16 protein-coding genes and 1 tRNA gene are annotated in these 18,853 nt (G+C 59.7%); 7 read left to right on the forward strand and 10 right to left on the reverse strand.

Translation table 11 applies throughout. The annotated features are described in order from the left end of the window. The first annotated feature begins 142 nt into the window (after positions 1–142). On the forward strand, positions 143–1,801 hold the full coding sequence (locus HUK72_RS08815; RefSeq protein ID WP_176596454.1) for an ATP-binding protein: 1,659 nt from the start codon (positions 143–145) through the stop codon (positions 1,799–1,801). 154 nt (positions 1,802–1,955) lie between these two features. Here HUK72_RS08815 and HUK72_RS08820 read toward each other — a convergent pair whose 3' ends face one another. Both HUK72_RS08820 and HUK72_RS08825 read right to left on the reverse strand, forming a co-directional pair. After that, on the reverse strand, positions 1,956–3,404 hold the full coding sequence (locus HUK72_RS08820; protein ID WP_176596455.1) for an MATE family efflux transporter: 1,449 nt from the start codon (positions 3,402–3,404) through the stop codon (positions 1,956–1,958). A 42-nt stretch (positions 3,405–3,446) separates the two neighbouring features. After that, positions 3,447–6,296, reverse strand: coding sequence for a valine--tRNA ligase (locus HUK72_RS08825; RefSeq protein WP_176597799.1), 2,850 nt, complete (start codon positions 6,294–6,296; stop codon positions 3,447–3,449). A 76-nt stretch (positions 6,297–6,372) separates the two neighbouring features. Here HUK72_RS08825 and HUK72_RS08830 point away from each other — a divergent pair, with 76 nt between their 5' ends. Continuing rightward, the gene (locus tag HUK72_RS08830; protein ID WP_176596456.1) at positions 6,373–7,089 is read left to right on the forward strand and encodes an alpha/beta fold hydrolase; all 717 of its coding nucleotides are present in this window, start codon (positions 6,373–6,375) and stop codon (positions 7,087–7,089) included. A gap of 54 nt (positions 7,090–7,143) precedes the next feature. Here HUK72_RS08830 and HUK72_RS08835 read toward each other — a convergent pair whose 3' ends face one another. The 4 genes from HUK72_RS08835 to HUK72_RS08850 all read right to left on the reverse strand — a co-directional run bounded on the left by HUK72_RS08835 (position 7,144) and on the right by HUK72_RS08850 (position 12,084). Then, on the reverse strand, positions 7,144–9,186 hold the full coding sequence (locus HUK72_RS08835) for a S9 family peptidase (protein WP_176596457.1): 2,043 nt from the start codon (positions 9,184–9,186) through the stop codon (positions 7,144–7,146). A gap of 218 nt (positions 9,187–9,404) precedes the next feature. After that, positions 9,405–9,896 carry a DUF2497 domain-containing protein gene (locus HUK72_RS08840; protein WP_176596458.1) on the reverse strand — a complete coding sequence of 164 codons (492 nt, stop codon included), beginning with the start codon at positions 9,894–9,896 and terminating at the stop codon, positions 9,405–9,407. 69 nt (positions 9,897–9,965) lie between these two features. After that, positions 9,966–11,432 (reverse strand): TolC family outer membrane protein, encoded by a 1,467-nt coding sequence (locus HUK72_RS08845; protein ID WP_176596459.1) that lies wholly within the window; start codon positions 11,430–11,432, stop codon positions 9,966–9,968. Positions 11,433–11,451: 19 nt separating this feature from the next. Continuing rightward, complete coding sequence (locus HUK72_RS08850) at positions 11,452–12,084, reverse strand: protein-L-isoaspartate O-methyltransferase (protein WP_176596460.1); 633 nt, start codon at positions 12,082–12,084, stop codon at positions 11,452–11,454. 204 nt (positions 12,085–12,288) lie between these two features. Here HUK72_RS08850 and HUK72_RS08855 point away from each other — a divergent pair. Continuing rightward, positions 12,289–12,362: transfer RNA gene (locus HUK72_RS08855), tRNA-Cys, on the forward strand. 29 nt (positions 12,363–12,391) lie between these two features. On the opposite strand, the gene HUK72_RS08860 is transcribed toward HUK72_RS08855, so the two are convergent. Further along, positions 12,392–13,594: a site-specific integrase gene (locus HUK72_RS08860; RefSeq protein ID WP_176596461.1), complete on the reverse strand. Its 1,203-nt coding sequence runs from the start codon at positions 13,592–13,594 to the stop codon at positions 12,392–12,394. Between the two features lie 197 nt (positions 13,595–13,791). Between HUK72_RS08860 and HUK72_RS08865 the strand changes: the two genes are divergently transcribed. The 3 genes from HUK72_RS08865 to HUK72_RS08875 all read left to right on the forward strand — a co-directional run bounded on the left by HUK72_RS08865 (position 13,792) and on the right by HUK72_RS08875 (position 16,077). Beyond that, positions 13,792–14,013, forward strand: coding sequence for an AlpA family transcriptional regulator (locus HUK72_RS08865; protein WP_255325651.1), 222 nt, complete (start codon positions 13,792–13,794; stop codon positions 14,011–14,013). After that, entirely contained in the window at positions 14,010–14,303 is a 294-nt protein-coding gene (locus HUK72_RS08870) for a hypothetical protein (RefSeq protein WP_176596462.1), read from the forward strand. The genes HUK72_RS08865 and HUK72_RS08870 overlap by 4 nt, the downstream gene beginning before the upstream one ends. A 412-nt stretch (positions 14,304–14,715) precedes the next feature. Then, a complete protein-coding gene (locus tag HUK72_RS08875; RefSeq protein ID WP_176596463.1) occupies positions 14,716–16,077 on the forward strand; it encodes a hypothetical protein in 1,362 nt (453 codons plus the stop codon). Positions 16,078–16,212: 135 nt separating this feature from the next. On the opposite strand, the gene HUK72_RS08880 is transcribed toward HUK72_RS08875, so the two are convergent. Continuing rightward, entirely contained in the window at positions 16,213–16,641 is a 429-nt protein-coding gene (locus HUK72_RS08880) for a hypothetical protein (protein WP_176596464.1), read from the reverse strand. 4 nt (positions 16,642–16,645) lie between these two features. Continuing rightward, entirely contained in the window at positions 16,646–17,098 is a 453-nt protein-coding gene (locus HUK72_RS08885; protein ID WP_176596465.1) for a hypothetical protein, read from the reverse strand. Positions 17,099–17,492: 394 nt separating this feature from the next. Here HUK72_RS08885 and HUK72_RS08890 point away from each other — a divergent pair, with 394 nt between their 5' ends. Further along, positions 17,493–17,828, forward strand: a complete 336-nt coding sequence (locus HUK72_RS08890; RefSeq protein WP_176596466.1) for a hypothetical protein — start codon at positions 17,493–17,495, stop codon at positions 17,826–17,828. 281 nt (positions 17,829–18,109) lie between these two features. Here HUK72_RS08890 and HUK72_RS08895 read toward each other — a convergent pair whose 3' ends face one another. Next, positions 18,110–18,475, reverse strand: a complete 366-nt coding sequence (locus HUK72_RS08895; protein ID WP_176596467.1) for a hypothetical protein — start codon at positions 18,473–18,475, stop codon at positions 18,110–18,112. Between the last annotated feature and the right edge of the window lie 378 nt (positions 18,476–18,853).

Raw genomic sequence — 18,853 nt, forward strand, 5'->3', positions numbered from 1 at the left:
ACACGCATTTCCTCTGACATCGCGGCGCAGGCATAGGGCCGCCTTTTGATCATGGGGCCGGAATAAGCATATTCTTTACCAGTCCCCGGTTAAATCGATCCGACGTGCCGGAAACCCGTCCGGCCGAAGGGGAAAAAGGCTGATGACCCAAATGCACGGTGCTGACCATTTTGCGGGCGCGCAGCCGCATGTCTTTCAGACTTCGGTCGACGCCATGGGCATGGTTTTCCAGATCGCGGGTTCCAGTTCCCAACTGATCATCGACGCCGCGCGGATCGCGACGCTGGCGCACGATCCCGATCCTTCGCTCGCCATGGCGGGGCAGGTCGGCAGCCAGGTGAAGATGCGCGTCGGCCATGTCTGGCTGATCGCCAGTGTTCGCGCCATGGCCATGGACCGGCGGGACAGCAACAGCATCATCGTCGACATCGACTTTCTGGGCGAAGGCGATGAGGAGAAGCTGACCGGTCGCATCTACCGCTTCCGCCGCGGCGTGACCCGCTATCCGACGCCGGGGACGGAGGTCTATCCGGTGTCGAGCCAGGACATGCAGCAAATCTATTCGGCGGACGATCGCCCCCATGTGCAGATCGGCACCGTCTATCCGACCAGCGACACCCGCGCCGCTCTCTATGTCGATTCGATGCTGGGCAAGCATTTCGCCCTGTTGGGATCGACCGGCACCGGCAAGTCGACCAGCGCCGCGCTGATCCTGCACCGCATCTGTGACCTGTCGCCGCAGGGGCATATCGTGATGATCGACCCCCATGGCGAATATGGCGCGGCCTTCCAGACCAATGGCGCGGTCTATGACGTCAACAACCTCGCCCTCCCCTATTGGCTGATGAATTTCGAGGAGCATTGCGAGGTGTTCGTCACCTCCGAAGGGTCCGAGCGGACGGTGGATTGCGACATCCTCGCCAAATGCCTGCTGGCCGCGCGGTCGAAGAATCGGCTGGCGGAAAGCATCGGGCGGCTGACGGTCGATTCGCCCGTCCCCTATCTGCTGTCCGACCTCACCAACATCCTTCAGAATGAGATGGGCAAGCTGGACAAGGGCACCGGATCGCTGCCCTATATGCGGCTGAAGACCAAGATCGACGAGATCAAGAGCGATCCGCGCTACAGCTTCATGTTCTCCGGCATGCTGGTCGCGGATACGATGCAGGAATTCATCGCCAAGATCTTCCGCCTGCCCTCGGGCGGCAAGCCGATCTCGATCATCGACGTGTCCTCCATGCCCTCCGACATCACATCGGTCGTCGTGTCGGTGCTGTCGCGGCTGGTGTTCGACTATGCCCTCTGGGCGCGGGACGAGCCGCAACGGCCGATCCTGCTCGTCTGCGAGGAAGCGCATCGCTATATCCCCAGCAGCACGACCGGCGGCGGTCAGGCGGTGCGCCGCATCCTGGAGCGGATCGCCAAGGAAGGCCGCAAATATGGCGTGTCGCTGGGCCTTATCACCCAACGCCCGTCCGATCTGGCCGAAGGCGTGCTGTCGCAATGCGGCACGATCATTTCGATGCGCCTCAACAACGACCGCGACCAGGCCTTTGTGAAGGCGGCCATGCCCGAAGGCGCGCGCGGCTTCCTCGATTCCATCCCCGCCCTGCGCAACCGGGAGGCGATCATCTGCGGCGAAGGCGTCGCCGTGCCGATCCGCGTCGCGCTCGACAATCTGGAGGAGTCGCGGCGTCCCGCTTCGGGCGACCCGAGCTTCACGGAACTGTGGCGCCAGTCGGGCGGCGAGGCGGACATACTCGACCGCACCATCACGCGCTGGCGCAGCCAGGGGCGTTAGAATTTACGTATAACGTGCTCCTGCGTAGGCAGGAGCCTAGTTCAGACGGCGCTATGATCCACAGAGGGTGGGACTATGCTTTCACGAGCCACTTGTCTCGTTCGAGTGCCTTCGCAGGAGCATGCTTTCCTAAAAGGGCTAACCAAGCCCCAATTCACCCCGTCGGCGCGATCCGCCCGGCGGGCTCTCCCTCCGCATTGACCGCCTCCCGGCATTCCTCCTCATTGGGCTGAGCCAGCAGCTTCGCCTTCTTCCAGCCGCCCTGCCGGTAATAAAGCACGGCCAGCAGCAGCGTCGCGCCCGAACCGGCGGGGAAGCTCAGCCACAGCGCATCCGCCCCCAGCGCGCCATAGCCGATCTTGTAGAAGCCCAGCCGCACCACGAACATGGTGAAGGCCAGGATGAGGAGCGGCCCCACCACCACGCCGTTCGCCCGCATCACGCCGAAGAAGATCATCGAGCAGCCGAACAGGATGAAGCTCCAGCTCGCCAGCAATTGCATGTGCCAGGCGACCGGGACGGCGGGACTGCCTGACCCCAGGAACAGCGCCAGCAGGGATTGGTGGAACAGCAGCATCACCGCGATCATCGCCCCGGTGACGAGCAGCAGATAGCCAAGGCCATAGCTCGCGATCCGCCCCACCCGATCCCAGCGGCCCGCGCCGATATTCTGCGCCGCCATGGCGCTGACCGCCGCGCCCATGGCCATGGCGGGCATCTGCAAATAGGTCCAGAGCTGCTGCGCCGCGCCATAGGCGGCCGTCACCACCAGCCCCTCCCGGTTGACGAGGCCGATCATCACCAGCCCGGACGCGGACATGACGATCATCTGCAACCCCATGGGCAGCCCCTTGCTCACCAGCATCCGGACCTGCGCGGCGCTGGGCCGCAAATAGGCCAGCTCCTCCCCCCGCAGCCGCAGCGGCAGGTCGTTGCGGTAGATATAGGCGATGACGCCGATCAGGCTGACGAAGCCCGCCGTGGCGGTGGCCGTGGCCGATCCCGCTATGCCCATTTCCGGGAACGGCCCGATGCCGCGGATCAGCACGGGGTTCAGCATCAGGTCGACGCCCACGCTGACGAACATGAAGATCAGCGGCGTGCGCGCATCCCCCGTGCCGCGCAGCCCCATCATGATCATGACGCTCAGCAGCGTGGCGGGCATAGCGATGAAGATCACGCGCAGATAGACGAGGGCCGGGTCGAACGCCTCGGCGGGCGTCGCCAGCATTCGCAGCAAGGCGGGCGCGCCCAGCCATCCGGCCAGCGCGACAGCCAGCGCCAGCAGGGTGCAGAAGCCGACCGCCGACCCGAAGGCCCGCCGCGCCGAAACCATGTCGCGCGCGCCATAGGATTGCGCGATCACCACCGTCGCCGCCATGCCGAAACCGAAGACGACGGAGAACATGAGGAACATGATGATGTTCGCGTTCGCCGTCGCCGCCAGCGCCCGCTCACCCAGGAAGCGCCCGACCCAGATCGCGTTGATCGACCCGTTGAGCGACTGGAGTATGTTGGAACCCAGCGTCGGCAGCGCGAACAGCAGCAAGGCCGGACCGATCGGCCCCTGCGTCAGATCCCTTGCTTTCGTCCCTCCGTCCATCGTCTCTCTTCTTCCGTCGTGACGCCGATGAACGGAGGCCGGTCAGGCCAGCCGTTCCAGCGCTGCTTTCAATCTCTCCGCTTCGGCGGCCTTTTCGGCATGGTCCTCGCGCGCCTTGGCGACGGCTTCGGGCTTGGCCTTTTCGACGAAGCTGGGGTTGGAAAGACGCCCGGACAGGGAATCCCGTTCCTTCTCCGCCGCCGCCAAAGCCTTGGCGAGCCGCGTCTTTTCGGCGGCGATGTCGATCACGCCTTCCAGCGGGATGATGAAAGTCGCCTCATCGACCACGATCTGCACGGATGCCCCGGCTGGCGCGGGCCGGTCCGTCACGACCTCCAGCCGGGCCAGCTTGGCCAGGGCGGCATAATGCTGGTTGATCCGGTTCTGCGTGCCGCCATCCGCATCGCGGACATAGGCAGTCAACTTGGTTCCGGGCGCGATGCCCAGCTCATTCTTGGCGGCCCGCGTATCGCCCACCAGCTTGATGAACCATTCGATCGATGCCTTCGCCTCCGCATCGACCTGCGCCTGCGGATTCGGCCATTGGGCGACGATCAGATTGCCGTCGCGCTCGCCCAACGCGCCCCACAGCTCCTCGGTGATGAAGGGCATGAAGGGATGCAGCATGACCAATATCTGGTCCAGCACCCAGCCGGCGACCGCGCGCGTTTCCCTGGCCTGCTCCGCGCCATAAGGCGGAATTTCCGCCTCCTCGTTCAGCGTCGGCTTGATCCGTTCCAGATACCAGTCGCAGAACTGGTCCCAGACGAAATGATAGATCGCATGGGCGGCGGCGTCGAAGCGCAGTTCCGCCATCGCCTTGTCGAGCGCGGCGACGGTCTCCACCACCTCCCCGATGATCCATTTGTTGACCGGCAGGGTCGCGGCGGGCGCGGCGACGGACGCGCTGGCGCCGATCCCGTTGGACATGGCGAAGCGGGTCGCGTTCCACAACTTGGTCGCGAAATTGCGATAGCCCTCGACCCGCTTCTCATCCATCTTCACGTCGCGGCCCTGGCTTTCCATGGCCGCCATGAAGAAGCGCAACGCGTCCGCGCCGAACCTGTCGATCAGGCCCAGCGGGTCGACGACATTGCCCTTGGACTTGGACATTTTCTGCCCGTCGGCGGCGCGCACGAGGCCGTGCAGATAGAGCTTGCGCCAGGGCACGTCGCCCATGAACTCCAGCCCCTGCATCGCCATGCGCGCATCCCAGAAGAACAGGATGTCGAAGCCGGAGATCAACAGGTCGTTGGGATAGTGGCGCTTGAGCGTCTCGGTCTGCTCCGGCCAGCCCAGCGTGCCGAACGGCCATAACGCCGAGGAGAACCAGGTGTCGAGCACGTCCGGATCGCGATAGAGAACCGCTTTCGTCGGATGATGCCCGATTTCCGCCGCCTCGATCCGCGAGGCGGCAATGACGATCTCGACGCTCTCGCCATAATAGTCCCGCGCCTGGGCGAGCATTTGCTCCTCGGTCTCCGCGACGAAGATATGCGTGCCCAGGGAAGGAATGATGGCGCCGTTATTGGTATGGGGTCCGAACCAGGCCGGAATCTGATGCCCCCACCAAAGCTGGCGCGACACGCACCAGGGCTGGATATTCTCCATCCAGTTGAAGAAGGTCTTTTCCCACGTCTTGGGCACGATCTCGATCCGCCCGTCGCGCACCGCCTGGATCGGCGCGACGGCCAGCTTTTCCGCATCGACATACCATTGGTCGGTCAGCCAAGGCTCGATCACGACGCCCGAACGGTCGCCAAAGGGCGTCTGGATGGTGCGCGGCTCGGCGTCGGCTTCGACCTCCTCGCCTTCCTTGGTCTTCGTGACGTGCGGGACCAACAGGCCCAAGGCCTTCATCTCCGCCACGACCAGCTCGCGCGCGCCGTCAACGCCGTCGCGGCGGAAGCGGTGCAGGCCAAGGAAGCGCTCCGGAATCAGCCCGTCGGAGGTCTGAACGACATTGGCGTCGGCATCGAACATGTTGAGCATGTCGGCCGCCCTGAAGCCCGCCCGCTTGCCGACCTCGAAATCGTTGAAGTCATGCCCCGGCGTGATCTTGACCGCGCCCGACCCCAGTTCGGGATCGGCATGTTCGTCGGGCACGATCTTGAATCGGCGGCCAGTGATCGGCTGGAGAATCTCCTTGCCGATGACATCCTTGTAGCGCGGGTCTTCGGCATTCACGGCAACCGCCATGTCCGCCAGCATCGTCTCGGGCCGCGTCGTCGCGACGACGATATGGTCCGCGCCATTGGCCAGCTTCACCCCATCGGCCAGCGGATAGCGGAAATGCCAGAAACCGCCCTTCACTTCCCTGGTCTCGACCTCCAGGTCGGAAATGGCCGAACGGAAATGCGGGTCCCAATTCACCAGCCTTTTGTCGCGATACAGCAGCCCGCGCTCGCGCAGTTCCACGAACGTCTTGACGACGGCCTTCGAAAAGCCCTCGTCCATGGTGAAGCGCTCATTGGCCCAGTCCATCGAGCAGCCCAGACGGCGAAGCTGGCGCGTGATCGCGCCGCCGCTTTCGGCCTTCCACTCCCAGACCTTCTCGACGAACTGGTCGCGGGTGTAGTTGGTGCGCTTGTCCTGTCGCGCCTCCATCTGCCGCTCGACCACCATCTGCGTCGCGATGCCCGCATGATCGGTGCCCACCACCCACAGCGCATCCTTGCCGCGCAGCCGCTCATAACGGATCACCACATCCTGCAACGTATTGTCGAGCGCATGGCCGATATGCAGGCTGCCCGTCACGTTCGGCGGCGGGTTGACGATGGTGAAGGGCTCCGCGCCCGGCCGGGCGGGGCGGAACAGGCCATTCTGTTCCCAATGGGCATACCAGCGGGACTCGATTTCGGCGGGGTCGAAAGTCTTGGGCAATTCGGTCATAGGCTGGCCTTTACGCAAGGCGGCGGCGGCGTCAAATATCCGCTGCATCTTTCCTCCATAAGAGGCCAAAAAAGCCGTGACCGCGACCCGGAAACCACTCAGCATCGTCCTTATCCCCGGCCTGATGAACGACGGCTGGGTGTGGCATGGGGTGATCGGGCCGCTCAGCCGATGGGGACAGGTCGTGATCGCACGCACCGACGGCTGCGATTCTCTTGCCGCCATGGCGAGCCGGATCGCTGAGAGCGTCAGCGGCCCGATGGTCGTGATCGGTCACAGCATGGGCGGCCGGGTGGCGCTGGAACTGGCGGATCAGGCGGCGGAGCGGATGGTGGGGCTGGTCCTGCTCGACACCGGCGCCGCCTTGCCCGATCTGCAAGAGATCGAAGGACGGCGGAAACTGGCCGCCCTTGCCCGAGCGGAAGGCATGGCGAGCGTCGCGGAAAAATGGCTCCCGCCGATGTTGGCGCCGGATCGGCGGGAGGATGCCGCACTGATCGGCGGCATCACCGCCATGCTGCAACGGGCCGATCCCGACATCTTCGCCGGCCAGCAGCAGGCGCTGATCGACCGTCCCGACCGGCTCGCCCTGCTGGCGTCGATCCGATGCCCGATGCTCGCCATTGTGGGCAGCGAGGATGAATGGTCACCCCCCGCCCAGCATCGGGACATGGTCGATCGCGCGCCCAATGCCCGGCTGGAAGTGGTGGAGGGTGCAGGGCACATGCTCCCGGTGGAAGCGCCCAAGGAACTGACGGAGATTTTGACCGGATTTATCGAGACGCTCGCATAACCTCCTTCCGTCATTCCCGCCTTCGCGGGAATGACGATAAAATATGGGACGGCCTTATTTCTTCGTCCACCTGTCCAGCCAGCCCAGCGCCTCGTCATACCATTGCAGCGAGTTGCGCGGTTTCAGCACCCAATGATTCTCATCCGGAAACACCAGCAGCTTCGACGGCACATTGCGCCGCTGCAACGCCGTGAAGGCCGCCAGCCCCTGGGTATAAGGAATGCGGAAATCCTTCTCGCTCGTCACCACCAGCATCGGCGTCTTCCACTGGGTCACATGGTTGACGGGGTTCCATTTCTCGAACTCCTCCGCCTTCTCATAATAGGGCCCGCCATGTTCCCACTCATCGAACCATAGTTCTTCGGTCTCATAAGCCATGGCGCGGGCGTCGAACACGCCGTCATGCTGGACGATGCATTGGAAGCCGTCGGACCAGTTGCCCTCGATCCAGTTCATCATATAGCCGCCATAGCTCGCCCCGAGCGCGCAGGCCCTGCCCGCGTCGACCTGCGCATCCTTCGCCGCAGCCGCCGCCAGACCCAGTTTCAGATCCTCCAGCGGCTTGCCGCCCCAATCCTGGTTGATGCTATCGGTGAAGGCCTGGCCATAGCCGGTCGACCCATGGAAATCGACGATCACCGCCGCATAGCCATGCGCCGCGAAAGCCTTGGGATTCCAGCGATAGGACCAACTGTCGTTGAAGCTGCCCTGCGGCCCGCCATGGACCAGGAAGGCCACCGGCAGCTTGCCCGTCACGCCCTTGGGCTTCACGATCTGGCCCCAGACCGTGTCGCCATTGGCGCCCTTGAAGCTGTAGCGCTGGACCGAGACGTCATCGACCCCCGCCAGCTTCTCCGCATTGACGCTGGTGAGGCGCACCGGCTTGCCCTTGGCGGGCATCTTCCAGAAATCGGCGGGCGTCTGGATGCTGTCGAGCGCATAGACGAAACCGCCCTTGGGCAAAGGCACGACGCTGCCCGCATGGCCCGCCTGCGTCAGCCGCGCGACCTTGCCGGAGGCCGCGTCCACCCGGAATACCGGATGGTCCAGCACATCGTCGGCAGTGACGAAAAGAACCTTCCCATCCGCCGTCCAGACGATGGAGGCGACCGAGCGATCCCACGCCTCGGTCAGCGCCCTCGTCTCGCCGGTCGCGATGTCGCGCAGCATCAACACTTGCCGGTCGCTTTCATAGCCGGGCCGCTTCATCGCCGCATAGGCCAGCCATTTTCCGTCCGGCGACACGGCGGGCATGGTGTCCGTCGCATCATTGGCGTCGGTCAGATTGACCGGCGCCGCGCCGCCATCCGCCGGAACCGCGAAAATATCGAGATTGGTCGACAGCGATTCGATCCGACCCGCTTCGCGCAAGGCGAAGAACAATGTCTTGCCGTCGGCGCTCCAGGCGATTTCCTCGGCCCCGCCAAAGGGCTTGGACGGGCTGTCCCCGACCAGCGTGCCCATGACCGACACGGCCTTGCCCCCCGAAAGCGGCATCACGAAAATCTGCGAGCGCTGGCCGTCCGCCCATGTGTCCCAATGGCGCGCGAAAAGCTGGTCATAGACCCGCCCCGTACCAGCGCTGGGCGGCGGCGTGGGCTTCGCGTCCTCCAGGGTCTTCGCCCCCACCGGCCGGTCCGCCCACAACGCGACCCGATCGCCTGCGGGACTCAGCAGAAAGCCGGAAATCCCGCCCGGCGCCTGCGTCACCTGCTCGCTTTTGCCGCCCGCGAGCGCCATGCGCCAAAGCTGGTCGTCCCCGCTCTGGTTGGACAGATAATAAAGCGCCTTGCCGTCCGCCGAAAAAGCCGGCGCGCTTTCATTCCTGTCCGCGACCGAGGCGATCATGCGCGGCGCCGCGCCCGCCTTGCTCAAGTCCAGCAGGTAGAGGTCGGTCCGGCCCTTGTTCCCCGCAAGGTCGGTCACGCGCATCTGATAGGCGAGCCATTGCCCGTCGGGCGAGACCGCGGGCGCCGACACGCGATGCAGGCTGACCATATCGCTGGGCGTGAACGGACGGGCAGAAGCCGGCGTGAAGGCGAGCGCCGATTGGGCCAGGGCCAGAGCGCCAAGTCCCGCATGCAGAAGATATTTCATGGATAAACACCCTTGAATCGGGTCGTGCCGCTCTCTTGCGGGCGGCGTCGACAGCTATGGACAAGGGTGTAGGCAGCGCCTTGCCAACTCGCAAGGATCAACCACCAGCGCGTAACAAAAGAACAAAGACGGAGGGAATCAGCGGCAACCAAGCGCAAGCGGAACGCGGGATGAGCAATCGCCCGTTCCGCGTCCGCGAATCGGCCCGACCTGTCGGCTCAACGGCCGGTGATGCGGGCGATTTCCTTGGCGACCATATCCTCGACCATCTGCGGCAGCCGCGCGTCGAGCCATTCCCTCAGCATCGGCTTCAGCATCGAGCGTACCAGCCCGTCGAGCGTATTGTCCTCGCCCTCCTTGGGCGCCACCAGCATGGAGGACAAGGCGGACAGCGAGTGCCGGGCCGCGACTTCGCTCTCGACGGACAGGATGGACGCATCTCCCTGCTCGGCCACGGGCCGAGGAGCGCGGGACGTTCGATGGGCGGGCATGGGTTCCTCCACAGCAACCTCGTCGGTCAGTTCCAGCACTTCATCGCTGGCGGGGTCCTGCACCGCCTCCGCGACGGGAACAGGCCGGGCCTTCTGCGCCGCCTCGCCACGCACGCGGCGCGGCAAAGTCTGCACCGCTTCCTCGCCCTCTTCCGCGATGATCCGCTTGATGGACGAGAGGATGTCCTCCATCGAGGGTTCCTTGCTCATGTCGCCCATGGTTAACCCCTGTTCCAGTGCCCGTTAACGCTATACCACCAAAGGAACGCTTTTGGGGTTAAAATTGCGTTAAGGCTGCGCCAAACCGGGGTCCACATTGGCGTTTTGCGCCGGGGAGTCAACGGTGCGCGTCGATTGCAGCTTCGGCGCCGGGTCGAAATCCCAATCGAACCACTTGCCCTTCACCCGGTCGTAATTGACCATCGGGTCGTAGAGCGCGCCCGCCTCCAGGTTCAGATCGTCCGCCTCCGCATGGCCCATGGCGGCGAGCAGGCTGAAACCCGCGACATAGGCGTTGCGCCGCGCCGTCACCAATTGAACCTTGGCGTTCACCGCCTCCTGCTCGGCATTCAATATGTCGAGGATGGTGCGGCTACCGACGGAATTTTCCGCCCGCACCCCTTCCAGCGACAGGTTCGCCGCGTCGACCGCCTTCTGATTCGACTGGATGCTCTCCAGCGAGGCCTGCCAGCTCGCATAGGCCGACCGCGCCTGCGCGATCACGCTGCGCTCGACCTCGATTTCCTTCTCCATCGCCTGCGATTCCAGCGCTTGGCTGCGCCGCACCTGCGCCGCCGGACGGCCGCCCTGATAGAAGGGGATGTTCAGTTGGACGCCCGCCGCCGCCTGCTTGTTGATCTGCGATCCGGTGGCGCTGCTGGTCAGCGTGTCGAGATAATTGGTGTAGCCGGCCTGGGTGAAGGCGGTCACCGTCGGCAGCACCGTGCCCTTGGCCGCGCGCACGTCGAATTGCTGCGCTTCCCGCAGCTTTTTCGCAGCGAGAATGTCCGGATTGTCCTTGAGCGCCACCTGCACGGCGCTGTCGGGCGTCGCGGGCAGGCCCGGCAAGGGCGGCGGCGGCTCCAGATTGTCCGGCGCATCGCCCACCAGCGCGATGTAATTTTCGCGGGCAGTGATGAGATTGGCATCCGCGCCCTGCAGGTCGGACCGCGCCAGCGCCAGCCGCGACTCGGATTGCGCGACGTCGGTGCGGGTCACGTCGCCCACCTCGAACCGGTCGCTGGTGGCCTGGAGATTGACCTCCAGCGCCCGCACATTGGCCTGGTTGAGCGCAACCACCGCGCTGTTGCGGATGACGTCCATATAGGCGGCGACGACCTGCGAAAAAACGGCCGCCTCCGTACCGCGCAGATCGGCCTGCCCGGCCGCCACCCGCGTCTTGGCGGCCTTGATGCCGTTGCGCACGCTGCCGCCCGTATAGAGCGGCACACTCAACTGAGCATTCGCGTTCAGCGTCCGCTGCGGCGAGGTGAAGCTGATCGTCGGCTTCAGGATGCTTTCGGAATAGCTGCCCGTCGCGTCCAGCCCGGGACGCCCCGCCGCCTTCTGGATCGGCACGGTCTCATCGGTCGCCCGCTGCCCGGCGCGCGCGCCCGTCAGGGTCGGATTGGACCGATAGGCCTTGGCGAGCGCGCCCTGCAACGTCTCCGCATGGGCCGCGCCGGCCAGGGCGGAGGACATCGACAGCAGCAGGAATAGGGCGTTGCGCCCCGAAAACTGAACTTTCGCCGTCATGTCCTCCCCAATCGCTCCCTCAGAACACAAATCGTTCCGGCGCGGCAAAGCCCGGAAGCACAACCATTTCCAAATCAGCGAGGCGGGACAGACCCAGCACGCCCGACACCACCCGGCCGCTGCACAGACGGGTGACGCCGCGCTCGACAATACCCGTCACCACCCGCGCGCCATCGGCAAGCTGCTGAACGAGCGCGGCGGGCACTTCCTCCACTGCGCCGTCGATGAACAGCATATCATAGGGCGCGCCGGCGGCGGAACCGGCCTTCAGCGGACCGCGAACGACCGAAACGCCAGCCACCGCGATCTCCGCCCCGCCCTCTTCCTCGACCGCCGTCACCTTCGCGCCCAGCGTCGCGAGCAGCGCCGCGCTGTAGCCGGTAGCGGCGCCGATCAGCAGCACCTTGTCGCCCTCGACGATCTGCGCTTCCTTGAGCAGACGGCCCGTCACCAGCGGCGGATTGAGCGCGCGCCCGCCAGCCAGCGGGATCGGGCGGTCGACATAGGTCATGGCGCGCCGCTCGGCCGGCACGAAATCCTCCCGCGCGACATGGGCCATCGCCGCGATCACGCGCTGATCATCCACATCGCTGGTGCGAAGCTGGCTTTCGACCATGGCGGTCCGCATCGATGAAAAATTCTGCTCGGTCACGACAATTCCTCGATCAGGATAGCTTCTATGATGACTGTATTAATAAGGCAATACAGCAAAGGATATAATTTCGGGACCTCTAAATCAGCGGACTGGCCACGCCAAGCGGCTTTCCGCGCCCGATCGCCAGAATCTTGCGGGACAATATCATAGCGCTGCTTGACTTTGCATAAAAAGCCGCACATTTGCGGCCACCCACGCCGAGGCCCGATGGCGGAGTGGTGACGCAGCGGACTGCAAATCCGTGCACCCGAGTTCGATTCTCGGTCGGGCCTCCAGTAAGCCATTGATTTATAATGACTTTTTTCTAAGCCGCAATAGCTTGTCCTTGACCCCTGATATTTGTGTGTAATTCTGGTGTAATGCCGACAGGAATTGGGCGGTCGATGGCGTTAATAGCCTCATCGATATGCTGGCCGTAGATATGGGTATAACGCAGCACCATTGCCAAGGTCTTGTGCCCGCTGATCCTTTGTATCGTCGGTAGATCGACACCAGCCTGAACCAACCGCGTGATCGCCGTATGCCTCATCGTATGCGGGGTGATTTTCGAGGTATCTAGCTTCGCCCTTTCCACAGCGCGAGCAAACTGACGCCCCATATTGGTCCGATAGCCTACCTTTGATTCGTCACCATTAGCGGCAGGAAAAATCCAACCAGACGAATCACCATCTGCCTTACGCTGGCGACGAAGAGCCGCTGTCAGGCTTGGCGTGATAGGCTGCTCCCTCTGCCCTGCTTTAGCTTGAGGAATAAATATGCGGCGGTGTTCGAAATCGATCTGGTCATAACGAACCCGTAGAATCTCACGATGACGCATGGCTGCACCGAGTCCAAAAGCGACAAACAACCAGAGACGATCATCGTCATCCGCCATAGCTGCCGCCATTAGTGCATCAGACTCCGCCTCTGAAAGGATCGTGATCGGCTTTAGTTCTTCGGCAGCCTTCTTCAATTCAGGCACGCGATCAGCACCGATCCATTTCCAAGATACTGCCGAACGGAACATATGAGATAGGGTAGCAAATTCGCGGTTGATCGTGGCATCCGAAGCGCCAGCCTCTCCCCTCTCTTTCCTGTAACAATCAACATCGAATGTCGCGATCTTATCCAGCCGATCCTTACCGAAATACGGCTTGAGGTGCATTGCCAGATGCTGTCGCTTTGCCCGAATGTTTTTACCACCCGACTCTCCCAACCGAACAAGATAGTCGTCTGCCGCTGCGGCGAATGACATTGCAATCTTCCTACCCTTGGGAAGGTCTAGCCGATCTTCTCTCGCCTTGGTTCTCAGCGTTTCGATGGCATCTTCAACTTGCTGCCGTGTGACGCCATCACTCTCCCGACCGATAACCCGGTGGATTCGCCGACCATCCACCATGATGTTGATTTTATAGCGGGCATCACCGTTAGCCAGCTTTTCTACATGGATACCATGCTCATGCAGTTTGCCGCCCGGTTGCAAAGCTCGAATTGCAGGACGAGTAAGTTTAGAGAATTTAACTGACACAACGACTCCATAAAAATGAAATTATCGTGCACCAGCAAAATCGATGGAGTCAAACTCTTTTTTAGAAACAAAATCTTATTTATAACCACTACATACCTACAACTAAAATAGACACTATACTGTACCAACATCGATTGACGGCCGATTTTTCATCACGCTAAGCGATGGCCTTCCCCAATTAAGGAAGGATTTTTTAAATGCACCAAAGTAATATGAGAATATCGCTGTCCCAAGCTCTATCCGGCATCCGTGGAAGACTCACCCGTGAGGATGCTGCCGCCTTTTTGGGCTTTAGCTCGAAGACGCTGGCTGAATGGCAGGGGAAAGGGCTTGGTCCCAAAAGCCATAAGCTAGGCGGACGGCGTTTCTACTATGTGGCCGATCTGGAAAGCTTCCTGCATCAGGAGGCCAGCCGATGAGCCGCCCAGCGAAGATGATCGACAGCCCTTACACCGCCTGCTTTATTCCTCTTTCCGAACACGAATATCTCAGGAAGCTGGTGGAAGCCAAGGCGTTGAAGGTGGACGGGGGCATCACCAAACGCAAGGCCATCACCATTACAAGCAAGACCTCTGAGACAACCCTACTCAAGGTTGCCAAGGCATATGGCTTTGGCGTTGTGCGGGCTGGCACTCATTACCTAATCTTCAACGGCAAGATAGTTTTTGAGACGCTTCTAGATAGCCTTGCAATGTCAGTAATGGACTGAAAATGCTTATAAAATCACATCCCCATGTGAATTTGAGAAAAATCTCCATGATATCTGATCATCGAGCCATAACCCTGCCGATATTCCTTCATTTTCGATTATTTTTACCCGGATTATAAATCCATTTCCTTTCTCAGATTGATGTATGTTTAAAAGCTATGGATTCATTTCGTATTTCAGATAACATAATTATAAATATACCTAAACGTTATATATAAGAATATAAATTAAGAAAAAAAATAATAATCATAGAGAGAAGTTATCTATAACTTGTTACGTTTTTATTTTTTGATCTCTTTATGAGAATACAAAGACATCATACAAAACAATCTTATTAAGAAGCATTGCGCCGTGGTATTTGGCCACTACCCCAAATGGACGCCTGTATCGGCTATACATTTGGAGAAACAGATTGCTTACTATCCACCCTGCCGTTGATGACGCCTCACCCGTCACGCATGATGGTGATATTGATGCGGAGGCATTAGCAAATGCCCGCTATTTGACGCTTTCCAGCACGCCTTCATCCCCTGCCATGATTGCACTGGTCGACGCTCTCTATCTTGAAGTTCACGCCCTCGCCTGTGGCAAAAACCAGTCAAGCAAGCTTCGGCAGACCGTTGGTGGTCTATTAGCTGATCTAATGCGCCATCCGGCGGATTATCATTACCGTTCGCTGCATCCGTCAGGTTTCAAAGGGGCTGCGGTCGGCTACCGTCCATTCACAACCGCTATTCAAGGCATGAAGGCTCTTGGGTATCTGGAAGTGGTCATGGGCTTCTGGCAGTCGGAAAAGCCCAATCAACCGGGAATGGCCACCCGCTATCGGCTTACGCCAGCCTTCCTCAAATATGCTGCGGATTTTCGCGTCTGCGCTGTTGATTGGTCCGGTCATTTCCGACCCCCGCCCACCGGATCATATAACCCGAACCCGGTTTTGGTGCGCTCTGCGGCGGTGAAGGACTGGAATAAGCGATTGAAAGGGGCGCTCCTTCCCATCAGCCCAGATGATGCCGTTGCCGCCGCATTGGGTCAGCAGGTCAACGAGATCAACCATTGCCGCCCCTCCTTCATTCTTTGGGCAGAGGATAAGCGCCCCAATGAGCCTTACCGCGCCTATAGTGACTATGAGGTCCACAGCCTATTTTATCGTGGGTTTAGCAACGTTAATGGCGGCCCTAACGGCTGGAACAAGGGCGGCAGGCTTTACGCCTTAGGAGGCTATTATCAGCAATTTCCTGAAACGGTTCGGGCCACCATTACCATCAATGGGGAGGCAACGAAGGAAATAGACCTCACGGCCTCGCATTTGACGATTCTATATGCCTGCCATGGCATCCCTATCGATTCCGTTCACGCCTATGAAATAGAAGGCTTCCCCCGCGCCGTCATAAAAGCTTGGGTGACGATGACCTTGGGCCACAAGGGCTTTCACACGCGCTGGCACAAGGACGTAGTTGCAAAGGTCAAAGATAAGAAGGGCATCGACCTTAAGGCATATTCCATCAAGGCCGTTCAAGCCGCTGTTCTGGAAAAGCATCCCCTGCTGCGGGATTGGGAAAGCAGCGAAATCCGATGGGGCGATCTGCAATATCTGGAAAGCAAGGTCATCGTGGATACCGTTCATGCCCTTACAGTGGGTCAAGGCATTCCAGCCCTGCCGGTTCACGATTCCCTCATTGTTCCTGTTTCGAAAGTGGAAATTGCCCGGAAAGTGCTGATCGAAATGTTTGAGAAGCACATCGGCATGACCCCCGCACTTAAAACGGAGTAGGTTTAGCCGTGAATATGCTCTCATGGTCATTTTAAGACCCATACAGTGCCATTGCGGCCTTCTGGCTGCCCAAACGGCCAAGTCAAATAAAACGCCCTTAGAAATATTCTGGGGCGCTTTATTATATTCGTATTTCTATGAGAGCTTTGATCTTAACCGTTCCATTCTCACATAGCTGGCGGCTTCCTGATCGGTCTGGAATGATTTTCCTAGCGCTTGATAGGAATTCCCATCAGGCACTACCCCCAAATCAGCCAATTCTTCCCCAGTGTAGGTTTTTAGGCTGGCTGGCGCATCGCCGGATGGCTGAGCATTCGCCTGTGTTTCACGGCTGGCGTTGGCCGCCGTTGTGAATGATATGCCATATAGAACGATGCCGCCGATAAAGAGCGCGGCCCCAGCGATTGCCATCATCATTTGTTGCTGTTGAAGGCCGATGTTGATGACCCTGCCGCCGCCATACCCTCCATAGCTACCGACCGCCACAGAGGGATCGAATAACAGCATGGCGTACAGGAAAAGGGCAGCGCCTACCGCTATAAGGATGAGACCAGTTCGCTTCATGGCATCACTCCTGAATTATCTGACACACGCCAGCGCCGCCGCCTAAGCCCAACATGCCCTTTTTCGGCCCCCACATGCCGAAGTTCTCACCCTCAATAATTTGAAAGGCATTGTCGCCCACGAACAGCACTGTGTGCGGCTGGTATCCGGTATAGCCGCCATAAGAATTGCGGGCATTGATGAGGACGTTGACTGCCCATCCTTTCCAAGACACGCCGTTGCCTTTCAACCAGCCCTCTTTGCAGTAGCCGGGGTACAGAGCGCCTATTTCATATTGCGCGCTATAGGGGTCTTTGAGGTAGCTTTGTGCGGCTGCGCGGACGCCCGCCATGATGTTCGCCGGTGATGCACTTAGCTCGCCAAGCGTGACAGGGGGCTGCCCCTTCTTTGCAATTGCAGGTGAGGTTATGAGCGCGGCCCCAATTGCGGCGGCTGTCCAATAACGTTTAAATGGCATTCTGCCCCCTATTTATGTTGGAGGCATAGCCCGACCGAAGCCGGGTGTTGGAATCCCTGCACAAGGACAAGGCCCTGCGCTTTTGGGCCGAAACCTTGGACAGCACGCAGGCACCCGGCCGAGAAACTCGACCGAGCCTTGTGACAAAGGGGATTCCACGCCCCACAGCCTGCTTACCTCAAGCTGCCTCATCCTCATGGCAAAACAGGGTGTTGCCGTAAACCCCTTGGTTCCGACTATCTGTTTCGAACGCGAAACGCCTTCACCAAAGCGGCAAGGCTGGTAATCAGCGCCGCCACGCCCATCAGAAATGAACCATCGATATTGCCCATTGCCGACTCCTTTCCTGCCACATATGTTCTCTTTTTGTTCTTAAATAGGAAAGGCGATTCTCATGGGTGTGCGTATTGAACCCATTCCCGATTCTGTCCGGGTGAAAATATCGGGTGATATCGAAACGGTTCTTTCCGTCCCTTATGAGGATGATGATAGATTCTTGGTTGGGTTGAGCGACGGAACGCTACTGGTAGGCCACTATGATGAGAATCTACGCTGCCGATTTGACGTGGCGCGGGATGGCGCTGGAATAATCCATTTTGAAAATGGATCAGCGGTAATTAACTGGAAGATGGAATGGGCAACCATCGGGATATACGATCCCAATGTCGTAGAACCACCCGAACCAAATCCAATGCCATTGTTTCCAGATTTAGAGGAACTATTGCATTAAACCTAAAAGTCTTGATTGTTGTCTATTGCATTTACTTAAAGATGTTCGATCTATATTTGAACATGGGAGATTTTAAAGCCCGTTGGAGGTCTTTTATTGGCGAGAGGTAGGGTAGTAGCCTCAAGCCTCCTATCCGTGCCTGACGGGCCTCTGAGAGGGCTGTGGGGGCATTTCAGATGGACAGGTCAGGTCGATTGACCTTCATCCATCTGAAATTTGCCGTTTTATGGCTGAGAAGGGTGGATAGGAGACCGGCGGGTTAGCAGCGCAGCCGCCGGTTATCACGCTTGGCTGATGTAGTGATCGAACTGGCGCATTTTGCCCCAGCATTCCAAATCATGCTTTTCAATGGAGGCCATCAACACATCCTGAAGGGCTAGAAATTGTTTAAATACGTAGGCTCTATCCAAGGCAGTGCTAGATGCCGCAGTCTGAATATCGAATATGAAATCCTTTTTAGTGGTTCGCAGTAAGCCAGCAATGGCCTCGACCATAGCAAGAGCCTCTTCGGCATTGTCCAATTGAAGGGTTATGTTGATGGGATAAGGTTCTACAGGCGCACATTCATCAATGTAGCCGATAATTTGCTTGTCAGTTGCATCGGTAATACCACGATCCATAGTTAACTCCATCGAAGTGCCGTTCATCAACCCGCTTTTCTCATAGCTTGGTGAATGTCCGGTTTCGAGAAGATGTCAGGAACGAAGAACCGGCAGAAAGTGGTCGTTTGCCGCCGGGCAGCTTTCCAAACCGACCGGCACCTTGCTCCGCATATGGAGAAACCTAGCCGGATGATTGCCATAATATGGGGAGCAAGCGAGATAGGTCATCGGCATGTAGGATCGCAACGTAGCCCAACAATAACGGGACCACAGCGACCACACACACGGTTGCAAAAGCAAGCCGGGTCGACCCTTGCTCATTGAAGGATTTCACAATTTCGACAAGCGCCTGCCAACGATTCATAACCACCTCGAAAAAACACAGCCACTAAAATCAATGCGATTTTTGTGAGGTCATGTTTG

The sequence above is a fragment of the Sphingobium sp. 15-1 genome, from assembly GCF_013375535.1.
Taxonomy (GTDB): Bacteria; Pseudomonadota; Alphaproteobacteria; order Sphingomonadales; family Sphingomonadaceae; genus Sphingobium; species Sphingobium aromaticivastans.